At 55.5% G+C, this 18,373-nt stretch carries 12 protein-coding genes and 1 riboswitch; of the genes, 5 read left to right on the top strand and 7 right to left on the bottom strand.

Annotation, left to right across the window (positions count from 1 at the left end; genetic code table 11):
• Positions 1-148: 148 nt before the first annotated feature.
• Together DYE26_RS28365 and DYE26_RS28360 are read right to left on the bottom strand one after the other, a co-directional pair.
• Positions 149-937: a C40 family peptidase gene (locus DYE26_RS28365; protein WP_036619717.1), complete on the bottom strand. Its 789-nt coding sequence runs from the start codon at positions 935-937 to the stop codon at positions 149-151.
• Positions 938-1,756: 819 nt separating this feature from the next.
• Complete coding sequence (locus tag DYE26_RS28360) at positions 1,757-2,629, bottom strand: cation diffusion facilitator family transporter (protein WP_172531742.1); 873 nt, start codon at positions 2,627-2,629, stop codon at positions 1,757-1,759.
• A gap of 204 nt (positions 2,630-2,833) precedes the next feature.
• On the opposite strand from DYE26_RS28360, the gene DYE26_RS28355 reads away from it, so the two are divergent.
• Positions 2,834-3,022, top strand: coding sequence for a hypothetical protein (locus tag DYE26_RS28355; RefSeq protein WP_036619715.1), 189 nt, complete (start codon positions 2,834-2,836; stop codon positions 3,020-3,022).
• 802 nt (positions 3,023-3,824) lie between these two features.
• On the opposite strand, the gene DYE26_RS28350 is transcribed toward DYE26_RS28355, so the two are convergent.
• From DYE26_RS28350 to DYE26_RS28340, 3 genes are all read right to left on the bottom strand, one after another.
• Complete coding sequence (locus DYE26_RS28350) at positions 3,825-5,456, bottom strand: ABC-F family ATP-binding cassette domain-containing protein (protein WP_036619714.1); 1,632 nt, start codon at positions 5,454-5,456, stop codon at positions 3,825-3,827.
• A 180-nt stretch (positions 5,457-5,636) separates the two neighbouring features.
• Positions 5,637-7,712 (bottom strand): amylo-alpha-1,6-glucosidase, encoded by a 2,076-nt coding sequence (locus DYE26_RS28345; protein WP_036619712.1) that lies wholly within the window; start codon positions 7,710-7,712, stop codon positions 5,637-5,639.
• Positions 7,713-7,771: 59 nt separating this feature from the next.
• Positions 7,772-8,482, bottom strand: a complete 711-nt coding sequence (locus DYE26_RS28340; protein WP_082208013.1) for a helix-turn-helix domain-containing protein — start codon at positions 8,480-8,482, stop codon at positions 7,772-7,774.
• 119 nt (positions 8,483-8,601) lie between these two features.
• On the opposite strand from DYE26_RS28340, the gene DYE26_RS28335 reads away from it, so the two are divergent.
• Both DYE26_RS28335 and pgmB read left to right on the top strand, forming a co-directional pair.
• Positions 8,602-10,899, top strand: coding sequence for a glycoside hydrolase family 65 protein (locus tag DYE26_RS28335; protein WP_036619710.1), 2,298 nt, complete (start codon positions 8,602-8,604; stop codon positions 10,897-10,899).
• Between the two features lie 152 nt (positions 10,900-11,051).
• Entirely contained in the window at positions 11,052-11,729 is a 678-nt protein-coding gene (gene pgmB / locus DYE26_RS28330; protein ID WP_036619709.1) for a beta-phosphoglucomutase, read from the top strand.
• A gap of 752 nt (positions 11,730-12,481) precedes the next feature.
• Here the strand turns inward: pgmB and DYE26_RS28325 are convergent.
• A complete protein-coding gene (locus DYE26_RS28325; RefSeq protein WP_036619708.1) occupies positions 12,482-13,558 on the bottom strand; it encodes an MBL fold metallo-hydrolase in 1,077 nt (358 codons plus the stop codon).
• Between the two features lie 446 nt (positions 13,559-14,004).
• Between DYE26_RS28325 and DYE26_RS28320 the strand changes: the two genes are divergently transcribed.
• Complete coding sequence (locus tag DYE26_RS28320) at positions 14,005-15,153, top strand: virulence factor (RefSeq protein ID WP_036619707.1); 1,149 nt, start codon at positions 14,005-14,007, stop codon at positions 15,151-15,153.
• A gap of 127 nt (positions 15,154-15,280) precedes the next feature.
• Positions 15,281-15,481, top strand: a riboswitch (Lysine riboswitch).
• A gap of 143 nt (positions 15,482-15,624) precedes the next feature.
• Positions 15,625-17,088, top strand: a complete 1,464-nt coding sequence (locus DYE26_RS28315; RefSeq protein ID WP_036619706.1) for an amino acid permease — start codon at positions 15,625-15,627, stop codon at positions 17,086-17,088.
• A gap of 69 nt (positions 17,089-17,157) precedes the next feature.
• Here DYE26_RS28315 and DYE26_RS28310 read toward each other — a convergent pair whose 3' ends face one another.
• A complete protein-coding gene (locus tag DYE26_RS28310) occupies positions 17,158-18,282 on the bottom strand; it encodes a transglutaminase domain-containing protein (RefSeq protein ID WP_051985252.1) in 1,125 nt (374 codons plus the stop codon).
• Positions 18,283-18,373: the final 91 nt, after the last annotated feature.

The raw sequence follows: 18,373 nt of genomic DNA, 5'->3' as shown, positions 1-18,373 counted from the left end.
TCATGCCATGCCATAATTCAATCTATGTGCCGCCGGCGATTCTCATGTGAAGGCAGGCTCGTATGGTGCCGAAAAACGAATCGGCCCTTTCCGAGAAAGGGCCGAGAAAACAATATATATGAATTCGGGGAGGCGGCCTAAAGCCGGCTTATTTCAGGACGCTTCCGCCAAACATAAAGCGGTGCACCCACGCCCCGTCAAGCTGGTCTACCTTCACCCCGCCCGATTTGGTCGAATAGGTGTGAAGCAATTGTCCATTGCCGAGATACATCGCCACATGCGTTATCCGCTGGCTCTGCTTGTCGATGCCCGCGTAGTCCGAAGCCTTCGAACCTCTATAGCTTATAAAGAAAACGAGATCGCCCCGCTTCAGGCTGCCGATGTCATAAACGGCCGTGCCGTTGTCCTTGATCCAGGCCCCCTGTTTGCGCGAATCGGACGGCAGAGTAATGCCAAGCGCCTCTTTATAGGCTTGTCTGACGAAATCGGAGCAGTCAAACGTCGTCGTCGTATTCCGGTTCGAACCGAACTCGTAAGGGGTGCCGAGATACTTCATCCCCGTTTGAATCACCTGCTCGATTTGCCGGCTTACGCTCCCCGAAGTCTCAGGCTTTGGCGCCGGAGCGGAAGAGCCGGAAGAAACCGTAATGTATTTCGGGTTTGCGCTGACATAACCGACCGTTCCGCCTTGCGTTTTCACCTTATAGAAGTACTTGGTGCTTCGGTCCAAAACGGTGACCTGGGAGCCTTTTTTCACCAGGCCGATCACCTTTCCGGAAAGAGAAGGTTTGGTGCGCAGATTCACCCCGCTGTTGATATGTCCTTTGGCGACCGATCCAGCGGTTGCCGCCGCGGATGCGGACGCTTGATCCGGTAACGCTGTATAGGAAGATAGTAAAATGGCGCTCAATAAAGCAATGGTGACGCTTCGTTTCATAGGTTTTGTGCCTCCTTGTGTAATTCTTGCTGTCTCTAGTTTTCGTTCAATTCTCCTTTCTTTTGGACTTGTCCCCATTATATCCCTTGTCGAAAGATGTCTAAATCGGTCGATTCTCGCATTATAGGAAAGCGTATTCAAAGACATATTTCCCAAATGATCCTTCAAGAAAAGAGGAACATGTCCTATTTATTCCGCGTTCCAGCCAACGGATGTGAAGCCGCCAACAATCTCGCAGATCGTTGGGGGCGTTGACTTGCGGAGGGTTTTATTGTGAAATTGAAGATACATCATGGGTAAATTTGGATCAATTCCCAAAAGACCTATGCTTTAGGACGTTTGTTGGGAGTCCACGGAAGCGGGTTCATCCCTATTTGCTAAAAATCCGGAACGCTTGAGAACCGCGATCTGCGAATACCAAGGAAGTGCATCCCCCCACGACATGCAAAAGGGCATGCGGTTTTTGCCGGAACTTCCCGAAAACGGTTCGCCAAATGCAAAAGCCGAAAGGGCAGCTCATTTCCGGTCAAGACCCCCTTTTAATCGAAACGCCCCCAACTCAGATGCACTTTTACATTTCAATCGCTCTAGAATAGAAATCCAGTAAAAAAGAAATGCACTTTTGCATTTGATCCAGCAAGCTGATAAGAAGTTCTATCGGCGCGCTGCCTCCAAAAAAAACAGCCGGTACAGGTTCTCGCATGGTGATTGCCATACAAAAACTGTCCCGGCTGTTCTTCTAAATTGACGGCCATCCCTTGATGAGGCGACCGCTTGTCCGCATGAACAAGAATATCTATTTACGGCGGCTCAAGCCGCTTAGGCCGTTCCCTTCGGCTCCACATGCACATGGACATGCATCACGTTTTGGATCCGCCGCATCCGCTCCTCCACGCGGTCGCTGATTTCATGGCTTTCAATCACCGTCAGATGAGGTTCCACCTCAATGACGACGTCCACGAGCACATGGTTGCCGTGCACGCGGGCTTTTAAGTCTTTAATCCCTTCTACTCCGGGGATTCGCGAGATAGAACTGCGCAAATCGCGCAATTCTTTTTCGTCAAAACCGTCCGTCAAATTGTGAGTGGAATCGCGAAAAATATCCCAGGCCGTTTTGCAAATCAATATACCGACGGCGATAGCCGCAACGGTGTCCAGCCAAGGCAGCCCGAATTGGGCCCCGAAAATGCCGACGGCCGCCCCTACGCTGACCAGAGCGTCGGACAAATTGTCCTTGGCCGCCGCCATCAGCGCCTGATTGTTGATCTGCCTGGCCAACCGGCGGTTGAACCAATAGACGCCGCCCATCGCGGCGGCGCAGACCAGGGAGATCAGCGCCGAGCGCACATCCGGCTCTGTTTGTTCGCCGGCCGCCAGGGCGCGGACCGCGTCGACGATCACCTGAATGCCGACCATGGCCATAATAAAAGAAGCGACCAGCGCGGCGATCGTTTCGGCCCGGAAATGGCCGTAAGCGTGATCGGAATCCGGCGGTTTTTGCGAAATTTTAAGCCCGATCAGCACGGCCACCGACGCCACGATGTCCGTCAAGTTATTAAACCCGTCGGCAAGCAGCGCGCTTGAGGCAAAATAAAAACCGCTGATTAGTTTAAAGGCGGACAGCACCAAATAAGCGGCAATGCTGACCCAAGCCCCGCGTTCCCCTTTTCGAATATCTTCATATATATCCACCAAGTCCCGCACCTCCAGACCTCTCCCGAACCAGTCAGGAATTAAAACGTTTAATCATCGTAACAAATACCCCCCGTGTGAGTCCAGAGAAACAGTGTTGGCCGAGGCAAAAGCGCTCCAGCCTCCATTATTCCCGTTGTACACGCTTTTAAAAACGTATAGAATAGGGACAGCCCCTTTCCTAATTTCGAGGAGATGATCACCATGACCGAAAATAATGAACCGCGCAAAATCGATTTGGCCGAAGCGATGCGGCAAAAGCTGGCCCAGAAAAAACAGCAGCAGCAAGCCGCAGGCAAGCCGGGAATGAAGGATGGCTTTCAAACCAAAACGCTGAAAAGCCAAAACAACAAAAAACCCAACAACCAGCGCCGCCGTACGGGCGGCTCGTAGGGTGGTCCTCCGTACGGCAGCTCTTGCGGCGGCTCGCGTAGGGCGGTCCGTACGGCGGCTCGTAGGGCGACCCTTCCGGCAGGTCGTAGAACGCCGTAGGGCGGACCGTCCGGCGGGTTCGCAGGGTGGTTGGTAAGGCGGCGCTTAGGGCAATTCGCCCGGCAAAAAGTTGCCGCAGCGCATAAAGGCACGGGAAGCCCGTGCCTTTATGCATGCCGTTTCCTGGCGCGGGCTGCCATGCCAGGTTGCGGTTGCCCGCGGATGTCCGCCGGGCGCCGCGCTGGAATGCCGATGCCACGATTCCGGCTATCCGGGTGCCAGCCTCCCAGCCCAGCGGGCGCGGGCTGCCGGCCTTAGTTAGGCCGGGTTTGGCCCGCTAACCCGCGCAAAATTTTGCCGCCCGCCTCAACCCCACTGAGATAGCGGACATTTTTGCCGCTATTTTTCAAATCCTCGGCCAATCCCCGGCAATAGAGGACATTTTGGTCCTTATTTCTCCTTTACCTCCAAAAAAACTGCCTTTTACCAGGTACGCCCCAAAAATAACGTCATAAAATGCCTTTATTTTGCCCAGCACCCATCATTCAGCCGAAATAAGTACCTTTTTTGCCGCTATCTCTCTGCACGCTTCGCCCAGCCAATAAACCAGTAACCAGTAACCAGCAATCAGCAATCAGCAATCAACAACTAGCAACCAACAACCAGCAGCCAATCCCGCCCTTTCTGCTATCCTGGGCAAAAAAGCCGCATAGGCGTCCGGCGGACCCCCATGCGGCTTGAATGACTCAACTAGTTCTCCGGTTTAAGCATTAACCTCTTCCGGATACATCGATTTGCGCAGGTTTTGGATTTCTTCGCTTTCCAGATATTCATCGTACGTCATGACGCGGTCGATGATGCCGTTTGGCGTAATTTCGATGATGCGGTTGGCGATCGTCTGGATAAACTGGTGGTCATGCGACGTAAACAAAATCGTCCCGTCGAAATCGATCAGCCCGTTGTTGAGCGCGGTGATCGACTCCAGGTCGAGGTGGTTGGTCGGCTCGTCGAACAGCAGCACGTTGGCGCCGTTCAGCATCATTTTCGCCAGCATGCAGCGGACCTTTTCGCCCCCGGACAGTACGCTCGCCTTCTTCAGCGCTTCTTCGCCCGAGAACAGCATCCGGCCCAGGAAGCCGCGCAGGAACGTTTCGTCCTGATCTTTCGAATATTGGCGCAGCCATTCCACCAGATTGAGCTCCACCCCGTCGAAATAATCCGAGTTGTCTTTCGGGAAATACGCCTGCGAAGTCGTTACGCCCCAGCTATACTCCCCGCCGTCCGCTTCCAGTTCGCCCATGAGGATCTGGAACAGCGTCGTTTTCGGCAGGCCGTTCGGACCTACAAAAGCGATCTTGTCGCCTTTGTTCACGACGAAGCTGACGTTATCCAGCGCTTTTTCGCCTTCCACCGTTTTCGTCAGCCCGTCGACCGTCAGCAGCTGCTTGCCCGCTTCCCGCTCCGCTTTAAAGTGCAGGAACGGATATTTCCGGTTGGACGGACGGATGTCCTCCAGCGTGATTTTGTCCAGCTGCTTCTTCCGCGAAGTCGCCTGCTTCGATTTCGAAGCGTTGGCGGAGAAGCGCTGAATAAACGCCTGCAGCTCTTTGATTTTCTCTTCCTTCTTCTTGTTGGCGTCCCGCTGCATCTGCAGCGCCAACTGGCTCGATTCGTACCAGAAATCGTAGTTGCCGACGTACAGCTGGATTTTGCCGAAATCGATATCCGCGATATGCGTGCACACCTTGTTCAGGAAGTGGCGGTCGTGGGATACGACGATAACGGTGCCTTCATAGTCCATCAGGAAGTTTTCCAGCCACTGGATCGATTCGAGGTCCAGGTGGTTCGTCGGTTCGTCGAGCAGCAGATTGTTCGGCCGGCCGAACAAAGCTTGGGCCAGCAATACGCGAACCTTCTCGTTGCCGCTCAGCTCGGCCATTTTCTTATCGTGCAGCTCGCGCGGAATGCCGAGGCCGATCAGCAGCGCGGCGGCGTCCGGCTCGGCGTCCCAGCCGTTCAGCTCGGCGAACTCGCCTTCCAATTCACCGGCCCGCAAACCGTCTTCCTCGGTGAAATCCGGTTTGGCGTAAAGGGCGTCCTTCTCTTTCATGATCGAATAGAGTCGCGTATGGCCCATAATAACCGTCTCCAGCACCGGATACTCGTCATACTCGAAATGGTTCTGCTTGAGCACGGCAAGTCTTTCCCCCGGCGTCATAAACACTTCGCCCTGGTTCGGTTCGATCTCCCCGGACAAAATTTTCAGGAACGTCGATTTCCCCGCCCCGTTCGCGCCGATGAGTCCATAGCAGTTGCCTGGCGTAAATTTTATATTTACATCTTCGAAAAGTGCCCGTTTTCCGTAGCGGAGCGTTACACCGTTAGTACTAATCATGTTAGGCATTACCATCCTTTATTGTTAATCACTACTGGCTTTAGATTATATCATAGATTCGTACATAAATTGAACCTTGGCCGCGATTTACCCGGGATTGGCAACAATTTCGCGCAAAAAACAACCCTATTCCCTCCTTTTCGGGAACAGGGTTGTCCGCATTTTGATAGACTTCAAGCATCATAATCCGGCGACGGCAAATCCGGTCGTGTTTTCCGCAATTTCGGTCCGGAACGTAACGCCGTCTTCGTTCCGCGATACGTTCACGGACAGATGTCCGTTTCCAATGGAGATGCGCCGCACCCGCAACGTGTTCATACCATCCGGCAGGAACGGCGACAGCCGGATCTCCTTCCGCAGCGCGTCCGGGTACAAACCGAGCATCACCTGCAGGAATGCAAGCGAAGTTCCGGCAGCCCAGGCCTGCGGGGAACAGGTCGTCGGGTACGGAACCGGATACCCCAGCTCGGAATCGTGGCCGCAGAACAGCTCGGGGAACCGTTGATATTCGAAGTACCGGGAAGCCTTCAATAAACCTTCGATCACCTGCTGCGCCTGGGCTTTGAAGCCCATTTTGCCTAGGCCGAGCAAAATCATCGCATTGTCGTGCGGCCAGACGCTGCCGTTATGATAGCTCATCGGATAGTAGCCGGCCGCATCCGTACTCATCGTACGGATACCGTAGCCGTTATACATATCCCGGCGCAGCAGCCGCTCCGCCTGGGCCTTGGCCCGGGAGCCGTCCGGCAAACCGCTCATAAACAAATGCCCCGGGTTCGAAGTCACGCTGCGCACCTGCCGCAGCTCTTTATCAAGAGCGATCGCGTAGCTTTGCTCGTCATCCATCCAGAAGGCCGACTCGAACCGCTCCTTTAACGCCTCGGCTTCCTCGGCCAGCCTGCGGGCCGCCTCCGGCTCGCCCATCAGCTCGAACAAGGGAGCGAGCGACCGCTTCGCCTGGTAGACGTAGCCCTGCACCTCCGCTAAAGCGATCGGCGATGCCGCGTACGTTCCGTTCTCGTGGATGACGGAGTTGGCCGAATCCTTCCACCCTTGGTTCGGGAAGCCTTTTTCCGCCTCCTGCTTGTACGCCATAAAACCGGAGCCCGCTTGCAGCGACGCGTCGATATATTCCAGGGCGCGCAGGATGTTCGGTCTGAGCTCCTTGACTAGCGAAAGGTCGCCCGTCCAGCGGTAATATTCGCCGATCAGGACCAGGAACAGCGGCGTGGAGTCGATCGTCCCGTAATAAGGCGAAAACGGCGATTGCTTCGTCGTGACCAGTTCCCCAAAGCGGATCTCGTGCATGATTTTGCCGGGCTGCTCGTCGCGCCAAGGATCGCTTTTCTCCCCTTGGTAAGCCGCCAGCGTGCGCAGCGTCCCGGATGCATGGCGCGGGTTCGCCGGGAGCATAAACAGCGAAGTGATCAGGCTGTCCCGGCCAAACGGAACGGCAAACCACGGCAGTCCGGCCACGGTCGTTTCGCCGAAGCCGATATCGGCCGTCAGCATGCGCAAATCCTGCAAGCCCCGCTGGTACAGGCCGTTAAATACCGGGAAATCCGATTCCACGCGGGCGTTGTCTTCATACCACCGCTCGTAAGATTGCTCCAGCTTCCGCAGCCCTTCCTCAAAGCCGAGCAACTTGCCCTCAGGATGCCGCTTGGACACCGGCGCAATAAAAAACGTGATTTCGCGTTCCTCTTTCGGCTTAAGGGATAGGGGAAACGATACCGTCCCATCCCGATGAACCGCTCCGCCCTGCGCGTCCCAGGTAATCCGGGCTTGTCTCCGTTCCCGGTCGGCGCCGACGTAACCAAGCATGATTTCCCCATCGCCGATGACCGGCTCCTCCATAAAGCCGACTTCCCCGCCACGGTATTTCCGCACCAGGAACATGTCCTGGAAATCAGCGCCAAAGGCGACGGACAGACCGAACCGGCTGTCATGCACAAAATAATTCGTAATCGCAATACGAACATATAAAATGCCGTCATAGATAAAGCAGTCGCGTTTAACCTCAATAGCCCCTTCATCCTTAACGTCCTTCATCAGCCGGAAGTTGGCCACATAGCTTTTGTCCCCGGCGGACGACAGCACCGCCGGCTTTTCTCCGTCAATGCGCAGCTCCATACGGCTCAAAAAGCGCGTATCCTGCGAATACAAGCCGTGCCCCTGTTCATTGCCGGGGGCGATGTCGCCGCTTAAATCCGTCAGCAGAAACAGATCTCCTTCTTTAATGACGCGATATTCCATAACCATCCCCCATCATCACATTAGGTTTATTTTGAAAGTATAACCATGGGCTTTGCCTTTCACCCCTGCTCGGATAACCCGGCCCCGGCCCGGCTTGTCCTGAACTGCCTGGGAGTGACTCCCGTAAATTTTTTGAACAGCTGCGTATAATAACTTTGGCTGCAAAATTTGAATGTAAAGGCGATTTCCGAGATCGGGCGGTTCGTATAGAGCAGCATATGCTTCGACTCCTCGATCTTCCGGCTGTTGACGTAATGGGTCAGGGACATGCCGGTCTCGCGCCCGAAGCGGTCCGACAAATAGCTGGGGTGTACGTTTAAATGGGCCGCGATTTGGGGCAGCGCTAGATCCTCAAAGATATTTTGCCGGATATAGTAAATCGCCAGGTTGACCAGGTGGGAATAAGGCAGTTCTTCCTGTTCCCGGCGAACCACCGACACGAATTGCACCAGCATCTCGTATTCAAACTGAACGGCACGGTCTACGTCCCCGATTTTTTCAATGTCCAAAATGATTTTGTCGCTAAGGTGGAAGGCGATTTCCGGATCGACGCCGCCTTTGATGATCGCGCGGGTGAACAGCGTGCACGAAGCGATCAGCGCATTTTTTTTCGAACGGAGCGGATAAGCGGCCAGCACGGCGCCCTCCAGTTCGTTGATTTTGGCCAGCGCTTGCTTTGCGCCCTGTTCGTTGCCCGTCCGGATCGCTTCCAGCAGCTCTTCCTCATAATCGACGGGGGGATGCACGAAATTTTCCCGCAGGTACCGCATTCGCTTCATAATCCTCCCTCCACCTAAAAATATTGATAAAAATCCAAAATATTTAGTATAACATTACCTTTTTAGATTCTAAAATTCAACCATAACACTTCCTGAGAGGAGCATAACCCATGACCTGGAAAATCGCCAATTCCGCCTTAACACAGTCCGAACTGCTCAATTTGGAAAGCGTTTTTGCGCTGGGCAACGGATATTTGGGCGTGCGGGGCAATTTTGAGGAAACGTACGGCCCGGAAATGGCCAGCATTCGCGGCACTTATTTAAACGCTTTTCACGATGTGATCGAAATTCCTTACGGCGAAAAACTGTTTGCCTTTCCGGACACGCAGCAAAAGCTGGTGAACAACATCGACGCGCAAACGGTGCTGCTTTATTTCGACGGCGACGCTGCTCCGTTCCGGCTCGATCATGGAACGATTACCGGATACGAACGGACCCTGCACATGGACAAAGGGTATTCGGAGCGGATCGTACAATGGAAATCCCCGCAGGGAAAAGAGGTCAAATTGACGTTCCGGCGGCTGGTGTCTTTCACGCGCCGCGAATTGTTTGCGATTGATATTTCTATCGAGCCCGTCAACTTCACCGGCAACTTGAAAATCGTGTCCATCGTAAACGGCAAGGTCGAAAATTACACCAACCCGAACGATCCCCGGGTCGGCGCCGGCCATGCCAAGCGGATGACGATCGCGGATGCCGGAGTTCAAGGCCAATATGGTTACGTCGTCGATGAAACGATGGTGTCCAAAATGAAAGCCGCCTGCGTTACGCGCCATCTGCTGGACGGCGAAGCCTCCGTCACGCTTGAAGCCGGCAGCGGCGAGAACAGCGGCGAAGTGACGTACACGGCCGTTTTGTCCCTGACCGGGCCGGTGCATTTTACGAAATACAACGTATATACCGACAATTTGCGCCACGGCGACGGCTTCCTGGGGCGGGCGCTGGAGCTGCACGAGCCGCTGTCGGGTCTGTCCTTTGAAGACCTGCTGGCCGAGCAGGCGGAATATATGAGCAGCTACTGGAAATCGGCCGACTGCATGATTCAAAACGACGACAAGCTGCAGGAAGGCATCCGTTTCAACCTGTACCAGCTGCTGCAATCGGCCGGCCGCGACGAACACAGCAACATTTCCGCCAAAGGCCTGAGCGGGGAAGGTTACGAAGGACACTACTTCTGGGATACGGAAATCTACATGTTCCCGGTGTTTTTGCTGACCCGGCCGGACATCGCCCGCCAGCTCTTGCTCTACCGCTACTCCAAGCTGGACGACGCCAGAGCGAGAGCGCGCCAAATGGGGCATAAGCAGGGAGCCTTGTTCCCTTGGCGCACCATTGCGGGAACGGAGTGCTCCTCCTTTTTCCCGTCGGGCACGGCGCAGTACCATATCAGCGCGGATATCGCCTACAGCTACATTCAATATTATCTCGCCGCGCAGGATAAAGATTTTCTGCTGAACTATGGAGCCGAGATGCTGATCGAAACCGCCCGCTTGTGGGCCGGCATCGGCCATTATTATCAGGGCGCTTTTCATATTGATGAGGTGACCGGGCCGGACGAGTACACATGCTGCGTCAACAACAACTATTACACGAACGTCATGGCCAAGCACAATTTAAAATGGGCCGCCAAAAGCTGCGCCATTTTGCAGGACTACGATCCTGCCGCCTACCGCGGGCTTTGCGAACGCCTTGGGGTAACGGAGACGGAAATCGCCGCTTGGGACAAAGCCGCCGCCGCGATGCTGCTGCCGTACGACGCCAGCCTAGGCATTAACCCACAGGACGACACGTTTCTGCGCAAAGCCGTGTGGGATTTCGAAAACACGCCAAAGGAAAACTATCCGCTGCTGCTGCACTACCACCCGCTGACGATATACCGTTATCAGGTGTGCAAGCAAGCGGATACCGTGCTCGCGCACTTTTTGCTGGAGGATGAGCAGGATTATGAAACGATCCGCCGTTCTTACGATTACTATGAAAAAATTACGACCCATGATTCGTCCTTGTCCTCCTGCATTTTCAGCATCATGGCCTCCAAAATCGGCAATATGGAAAAAGCGTACGAGTACTTTATCGAAACCGCGCGGCTCGATCTCGACAATACGCACGGCAATACGAAGGACGGTCTGCACCTGGCCAACATGGGCGGAACGTGGATGTCCATCGTGTACGGCTTTGCCGGCATGCGCCTCAAGGAATCCGGCCTTTCGCTGGCCCCGGCCATTCCGCAGGACTGGGAGCAATATGCCTTTCGCCTGACGTTCCGCAGCCGCCTGATCGACGTGCGCATCGGCCAAAAGAGCGTCGTTCTGGAACTAGCCGAAGGCGAAGCGATCGGACTTAAGCTGTACGAAGAAGACGTGACGCTGCAGCCGGGCGCCGCGCTTACCCGGGAGTTGCAGGGCTAACTGCTGAAAGCAGATTGCATAAAGATAAATAATTTAATGCATAGAGATTGAATTGCCCCTTCAACACAAGGGATCAAGTCAGAATCATCAATGAGGAATCAAAACCGAAGGAGTTTTATGCGGTTGGATCAAGCAGAAGGAGTTTTGTGCAAATGGATCAAGTTTTGAAGGCGGTCATTTTTGATCTGGACGGCGTCATTACGGATACCGCGGAATACCACTATCAAGCCTGGAAGGCAATCGCGGAGGAATTGAACATCCCGTTTACGCGCGAGTTTAACGAAAATCTCAAAGGCGTGTCCCGGATCGATTCCCTAAAGCTTCTGCTGGGGCAAGCGAATCCGCCTGCGGACTACAGTGAAGCGGAAATGAACGAGCTGGCCGACCGCAAAAACAAGCTGTACGTCGAACTGATCGGCAGCATTACGCCCGCCGACCTGCTGCCGGGAATCGACCGGTTTTTGAGCGAATTGCGGGAAGCCGGAATCAAGACGGGGATTGCTTCGGCTAGCAAAAACGCGCCGGCGGTGCTGCGCAGCCTCGGTGCCTCAGGCCGCTTCGACACTGTCGTAGACGTGACCAAGCTGAAAAACAACAAGCCGGATCCGGAAATTTTCCTGACCGCGGCCGCTTCCTTGGGCGTGGAGCCCGGCGCCTGCATCGGCATCGAGGACGCCGTCTCCGGCATCGACGCGATCAAGGCGGCCGGCATGTTCGCGGTAGCGATCGGCAGCGGCTCGCAGTTCCCGAAAGCGGACGTCGTGCTGCCCGGCACTGCCGGGCTGAATTACCGCGAGCTCGCGCAGCGGTTCGCCGAGGCGCGGCGTTAAGCGGCGAAGGCCGGGACGCCGTGGTAAGAAGCGGATGCGGGGACACGCGGTAACTCGCGAAAGTGCGAGGACAAGGTGCCGCTGCTACCCCGGAGAACCTTGGTAGTGCGTGGGCAAGGCGCCACCGCTACTCGCCGAACCCTTGGTAGTGCAGGGCAAAGCGCCGCTGTTACTCGCCGAACCTTGGTAGTGCGGGGGCAAAGACCGTTGCTATTCGCCGAACCTTGGTAGTGCGGGGGGAGCGGCGAAAACTGCGACGGGGGCAGCGGGAGAGCAACAGCGGAACCAGAGAGTTAATCCGGAGGGGCAAACCGGAGGGGCAAACCGGAGGGCCAGTCCGGGGAGCCAGTCCGGGGAGCCAGTCCGGGGAGCCGCCCGGGGAGCCAACTATGGAGAGCCGTGCTGCGGGAAGCCGAGCTACAGATGGTTGGCCTGCGGGGGCCACTCGGAGATAACGGCAATTTTGGTCGCTATTTTGCATATTTTGCCCCTCATCAGAGAAATAGCGACACTTTTGGTACCTATTTTTCACCAATCTTGGAAAAGTACCCTTCTAAGCTCTCACTTTCCAAAAATAACGGCAAAAAAATCCCTTATTTGTGCCGAACCCCTTACCCAGGGAAAATAACGTCATTTTGTGCCGCTATTTCCGCACGCCGCCCATGCCCCAGGATAAATAGAAACCCGCCGCAGGCCCTTCGCCTTGGTCGGTGGGTTTTATTTTAGACCACAAAAACGTGAACTTCTTTCCCTCACGACTCCCGCTCCGGCAACCGGAACGTTTCCCCGTGGTGCAGAATCCGTACCGTCTCGGCAGGTATGCCGCGGCGTTTGCGGTCCGCTTCCAGGCGGTCGAGCGCTTCCCGCGCCGTATCGTCGGCCAAGCGAAACGTGCCGTAATGCATCGGGATCATCAGCTTGCCTTTGACGTCGACGAAAGCCTGCAGCGCCTCTTCCGGCGTGGTGTGCTGGCTCGTCATAAACCATTCAGGCTCGTACGCCCCGATCGGCAGCAGCGCCACGTCGATATTGAACCGCTCGCCGATTTCCCGGAAACCGCGGAAATACCCGCTGTCCCCGGCAAAATAAATAACCTGCGGTTTTTGGCCTCCTTGTTCCAGCCGGCCTTGTTCGTGCCCGCCTAGTTCGCGGCCGTCCCGTTCATGCCTGCCCTGTTCGTGGCCGCCCTGTCCGTACCCGCCTTGTTCGCGGCCGTCCCGTTCATGCCCGCCCTGTCCGGGCACCGCCGGCTCCAGGACGAAGCCGCCCCAATGCGACGTGTTCGTATCGAACGGGGTGCGCCGGGTCCAATGCTGGGTCGGCACAAACGTGATTTTCGCGTCTCCTACCCGCAGGTCTTCCCACCAGCTCAGCTCACGCGTCCGCCGAAAGCCTTTGCGGATCATTTTGGCCCCCAGGCCGGCCGGCACGAGCAGCTGCGTATCGCTCCCGTACAAACGCCGAATGGAGGCGACATGCATATGATCGTAGTGGGAGTGCGAAATGAGAATGACGTCGACGTCCGGGACGTCTTCGATCGGGATTCCGGGCGCGGTCAGCCGCCGCGTCAATCCCATGCGCCAAGCCCACACCGGATCGGTCACGATATTAAGTCCAAGATACTGAATGAGAAAAGTGGAATGACCGATCCAGGTTACCGTCGTGTCCCGCCGGTTTTGCCGCAAATAATCGAGGTCCGGCGGCGAATGGGGAATAACGTAAGAATAGTCCTTCTTTTTGCTGCGGCGCTCTTCCCGCCATTGCTTGAACTGCTTCAACGTTTTGTCGGTGGTTACATTATCGAGATTGTTGTAGCGCGTTCTCGGCATGGATCCAGGTGCTCCTCTCCGATTTCTTTCTTTCCATTCTAAAACAATCCCGGAGGCAATCCAAATACGCCAAGTCCGGTTGCTGCAATAATATATGTCATGTACTAAGATTATTGTGTTCTTAGGCTACCTTTTTATTCCTTTGCCTATATAAGTTGAACTATTGATTGTACGGATCAGGCCAGCCGTGTGAAATGTTCTTACGATTGCTATTGTTCGCAGATTTCTATTGATTTTATAGATTCCAACAAGGAAGAAATGCGCTCACAAAGGCGACCACTACCGTTTCTTCAGAATCATTTCCCACTCTTGCCTCACTTTCGTATTTCTTTAGTTCAACTTATATAGATGGATAGCCAAGGCGATGGTCTATAGCGGCGGACGAAAAGCTTGGGCAAACGGAAAGGTTGAGGTACAATATATGGGAAAGGAGATGTGAAACTTTTATGAAAATTGTATTTATCGAACCGACTCCCAGTCCCAATACGATGAAGCTGCATTTGGACGAAAGCCTGGAGCCGGGGATTCGAAAAACATATACCCCAGACAATGAACGCTCCGCCCCTGCCTGGATCCGCAATCTGCTCGGCATCCCCGGGGTGAAAAGCGTGTTCCATACCCTCGATTTCGTCGCTTTGGACCGGAAAGGCAGCGCTGACTGGGCCGCCATCTTGTCCGAGGTGCAAAAACAATTCGGCCAGGAAGGCGTCGAATCCGCCTGGAGCCCGGAGAGCGACGAGGCGGCCGCGTACGGGGAAGCACAGGTATTCGTGCAGTTTTTCCGCGGCATCCCGATGCAAATCCGGGTCAAGGCGGGAAGCAAGGAAGAGCGTATCTCCTTGTCCGAGCGGTTCGTAAACGCGGTTACGGAGGTGGCCAGCGCCACGCTGATCAAGGAGCGCAAGCTGACCGACTACGGCGTGCGCTACGGGGAGCTCGCGGAGATCGCCCGCGAGGTCGAGCAGGAGCTGGAAGCGGCGTACCCGCCCGAGCGGCTTACGGGGATCGTCGCCCAGGCGATCGCCCACGGCCGCAGCGAGACCGAGTTCGTCGAGCAGCGGCGCGAGCTGAGCCTGGATGAGATCCGCGAGCGGTTCGCGGACAGCGACTGGCGCATCCGCTACGCCGCGCTCGAGGCGCTGCAGCAGCCGGGCCCCGAAGCTCTGCCGCTGCTGGCCCAAGCGCTGCGCGACCCGCAGATGCAGCTCCGCCGGCTCGCCGTCGTCTACCTCGGCGACGTGCGGACGCCGGAGGCAATGGAGTTGCTGTATGAAGCGCTGCGCGACTCCTCCGCCGCCGTGCGGCGCACCGCCGGCGACACGCTGTCCGACATCGGCGATCCCGCGGCCACGGGGCCGATGATCGCGGCGCTGCGGGACAGCAGCAAGCTGGTCCGCTGGCGGGCCGCCCGCTTCCTGTACGAGGTCGGAACCGACGACGCGCTGGAAGCGCTGCGGGCGGCGGCGGACGATCCCGAGTTCGAAGTCGGCCTGCAGGCGAGAATGGCCGTGGAACGGATCGAATCCGGCGAACAAGCCGCCGGTACCGTCTGGCAGCAAATGGCGAACCGGGACCGCGGCGAAGCCCGAAATTAAAAAATTCACCGAAAATTCGCTTCGGCGAGGCAGGTTGTCATTATTTTGGCATTGCCCGCCCGTCCAACCTTGTTTTATACTATTAAAATGTGTTCAAGTGCAAAGTGAATAAATAACCTCATCATTACGGTGAGGTAGAGGTCGCGATTGCGATGAGTACACCGGAGGAGGCGCTTAGAAGCCGCCAGAGAATCCGGATGGAAAGGCGCCGTCGCCGAAGCTTATTAGCCGGCTTCTAAGGCTGTAGGCTGGGGCTGTTGCCGAAAGGGACAGAACTGTCACGATGGTTCCCGTCACCCGGGGAACTTCGTGTTGAGCTATCTTCATGGTATGGTGGGATACACGGTATATACAGGCCGCGGAATCCTTTCCGCGGCCCTTTTTTGCTCGCTCCAAGCCTCGGCCTGTACCTGAATGCATCTTCGGCCCCGCGCCGAGGGAATATTAGGATACCGAAGGAGTGTTTTTCTCATGAGCAATAAAAAAACAGGGACGGACGGGCGGCTGAACCCGGGCTTAAAAGCCCGCCACATGACGATGATCGCGCTTGGCGGCTCGATCGGAACCGGCTTGTTCCTGGCCTCGGGCGGCGCGATCGCATCCGCCGGACCGGGCGGAGCGCTGCTCGCCTACGCGGCTGTCGGCATTATGGTCTATTTTCTGATGACCAGCTTGGGGGAGCTGGCGACGTATCTGCCGGACTCCGGCTCTTTTGAAACCTACGCCTCCCGTTTCGTCGATCCTTCGCTGGGCTTCGCGATGGGCTGGAATTTCTGGTACAACTGGGCGATTACGATCGCGGCCGAACTGTCGGCCGCCACGCTCATTATCAAATACTGGTTCCCGAACAGTCCTTCGCTCCTGTGGAGCGTGCTGTTCCTCGCCTTGATCCTCGGGCTCAACATTTTGTCGGTCAAAGGCTACGGGGAGTCGGAATACTGGTTTGCGACGATCAAAATCGCCGTCGTCATCATCTTCCTGGTCGTCGGCGTCCTGATGATCTTCGGAATCATGGGCGGCGAAGCGGTCGGATTTTCCAACTTTACGATCGGCGACGGGCCGTTCCACGGCGGATTTTTCGCCTTCCTCGGCGTCTTTATGGCCGCCGGCTTCTCCTTCCAAGGCACGGAGATGGTCGGCGTGGCCGCCGGGGAAAGCAACAACCCGCGCGAGCATGTACCGCGGGCGATCCGGCAGGTCTTTTGGCGGATTCTGCTTTTTTACATTTTAGCTATTCTCGTCATCGGTTTGCTGATCCCTTATACGAATCCGAATTTGCTCAAAAGCGGTCTGGAAAGCATCGGCGTCAGCCCCTTCACCCTGGTGTTCGAAAAAGCCGGGCTCGCCTTTGCGGCTTCGGTCATGAACGCGGTCATTTTGTCTTCCGTGCTGTCGGCCGGCAACTCCGGGATGTACGCCTCTTCGCGGGTGCTTTATTCCCTGGCCCTGCGCGGCAAGGCGCCGAAATTCCTCGGCAAATTGAACCGGCGCGGCATCCCGGTGAACGCCCTGCTTCTCACGACGCTCGTCGGCATGCTGGCTTTCCTGGCTTCGCTGTTCGGCGACGGCGTCGTCTACAACTGGCTGCTGAACGCTTCAGGCATGTGCGGATTCATCACCTGGCTTGGCATCGCCATTAGCCATTACCGTTTCCGCCGGGCCTACATGGCCCAAGGCCGCGACTTGAACGATCTGCCGTATAAAGCGCGCTGGTTCCCGTTTGGCCCGATATTCGCCTTCATCCTTTGCTTTATCGTCATTCTCGGGCAAAACCTGTCCGCCTTCTCGGGCGAAACCATTGATTGGTACGGCGTCATTGTTTCCTACATCAGCGTTCCGTTGTTCCTTCTCGTGTGGCTCGGGTACAAATGGACCAAAAAGTCCAAGCTGATCCCGCTGGACAAATGCGATCTCGAAGTACCGGATCAACGTTAACGCCTCACCAAAAAACCGGCTTCATGGAAGAATTTTTTCTCCCGTGAAGCCGGTTTTGCATATTACACACTATTTCTCCCAAACGATTTCAACCTTCAAATCATTCGTGCCTTCAAGTTGTTCCTCGTTATACTTGATGTTTTGAAGATTTAAGGTATAGAGCTCTCTGAGATGGCGGAGCAAGCTCTGCTCTGAACCGCTGTATCTGATGGTGACCGAAGACCGATTGTCGTTCAGGGCTTCGACGACTTTGCTGCGGATTCCTTCTCTGCTCGTCACAACCGCGCCGTCATCAAACAAATCGTATTCCAGCGTTTTATATAGTTCCTTGTAATATCCGGTGTTCCCTCCGCCTGCGGCAATCAGCGAACCTAACACGTCCCGGTAAGCGGTCGCGGCGGCCGGATAACTAAGCGTCCAGCTATGGTCTTTCCGAATCTGATCGTCCGTCAGCAAAAAATACGTATATCGCACACGGTCGCCCTCGTCCGGCACCGGATCGTCCCATGTCGTGTCGAGATGATACCATTTGCCGTCCAGCAGCACCAGATTCCAGGCATGCGCGGTATTGTTCACTTTGCCCTCGATAATTAGATTGTCTATCCCCGCGTCCCGGAGCATCCGATAGGTCATTAGCGCATAACCCTGGCAGACGGCTTCGCGGGTCGTCAACCCTTCGTAGGCCGTAAATTTCTGCAGATCCTGGTCATATTTCAAATACCGCACCACATAGTCATGAACCGCTTTGATTTTTTGGTGATCGTTCATGTCCGGTTGAATGATTTCCGCCACGATGCTCTTTATTTTCGCGAAAACATAGTTGGATTGCTCCAACGTCTCCCGGTATTGAAATTTGACCGAAACCGTCGCGAATTCCGACGTTCCTTCCCATTCGTAGGAATAACGATTCACCACGTATTTCGTATAGGGATCCTGATCCAGCGCTTGGCTCATAGCCGTGCTCATCAGGCTTTCCAGCTTTGCCGTACTCCCTTTATACAACAGTTTGATTTGTGTCTTGCGGGCTTCAAGCCCCGCCGCCAATTGGTCTTGTATTTCCTTGGCCGACGTTACGCTGGATATCGCAGGCGCGGCGTAAGCTATTGTGGTTTTCCATTCACCCGAAGCCGTGCCGAACAACAATGTACCGGCAATTCCCGCTGCAGCAAATTTTCTCATGGATGTCCATTCCACAACCAACAGCTCCTTCCCTCTATCCGGCTTGTTGTCGGTGCATCAAGCCTTGATAGCTTGTTCCAGCATCTTCTTGAGGCTTATTGTACCA

It is taken from the genome of Paenibacillus macerans, from assembly GCF_900454495.1.
Lineage (GTDB): Bacteria > Bacillota > Bacilli > Paenibacillales > Paenibacillaceae > Fontibacillus > Fontibacillus macerans.
Note: the sequence above shows the minus strand (reverse complement) of the source record. Positions and strands in the feature narration are given on the sequence as shown.

Coding starts and splice junctions, on each gene's coding strand:
- DYE26_RS28365 (WP_036619717.1), bottom strand. CDS start 937: ATGAAACGAAGCGTCACCATTGCTTTATTGAGCGCCATTTTACTATCT.
- DYE26_RS28355 (WP_036619715.1), top strand. CDS start 2,834: ATGACCGAAAATAATGAACCGCGCAAAATCGATTTGGCCGAAGCGATG.
- DYE26_RS28350 (WP_036619714.1), bottom strand. CDS start 5,456: ATGATTAGTACTAACGGTGTAACGCTCCGCTACGGAAAACGGGCACTT.
- DYE26_RS28345 (WP_036619712.1), bottom strand. CDS start 7,712: ATGGAATATCGCGTCATTAAAGAAGGAGATCTGTTTCTGCTGACGGAT.
- DYE26_RS28340 (WP_082208013.1), bottom strand. CDS start 8,482: ATGCGGTACCTGCGGGAAAATTTCGTGCATCCCCCCGTCGATTATGAG.
- DYE26_RS28335 (WP_036619710.1), top strand. CDS start 8,602: ATGACCTGGAAAATCGCCAATTCCGCCTTAACACAGTCCGAACTGCTC.
- pgmB (WP_036619709.1), top strand. CDS start 11,052: ATGGATCAAGTTTTGAAGGCGGTCATTTTTGATCTGGACGGCGTCATT.
- DYE26_RS28325 (WP_036619708.1), bottom strand. CDS start 13,558: ATGCCGAGAACGCGCTACAACAATCTCGATAATGTAACCACCGACAAA.
- DYE26_RS28320 (WP_036619707.1), top strand. CDS start 14,005: ATGAAAATTGTATTTATCGAACCGACTCCCAGTCCCAATACGATGAAG.
- DYE26_RS28315 (WP_036619706.1), top strand. CDS start 15,625: ATGAGCAATAAAAAAACAGGGACGGACGGGCGGCTGAACCCGGGCTTA.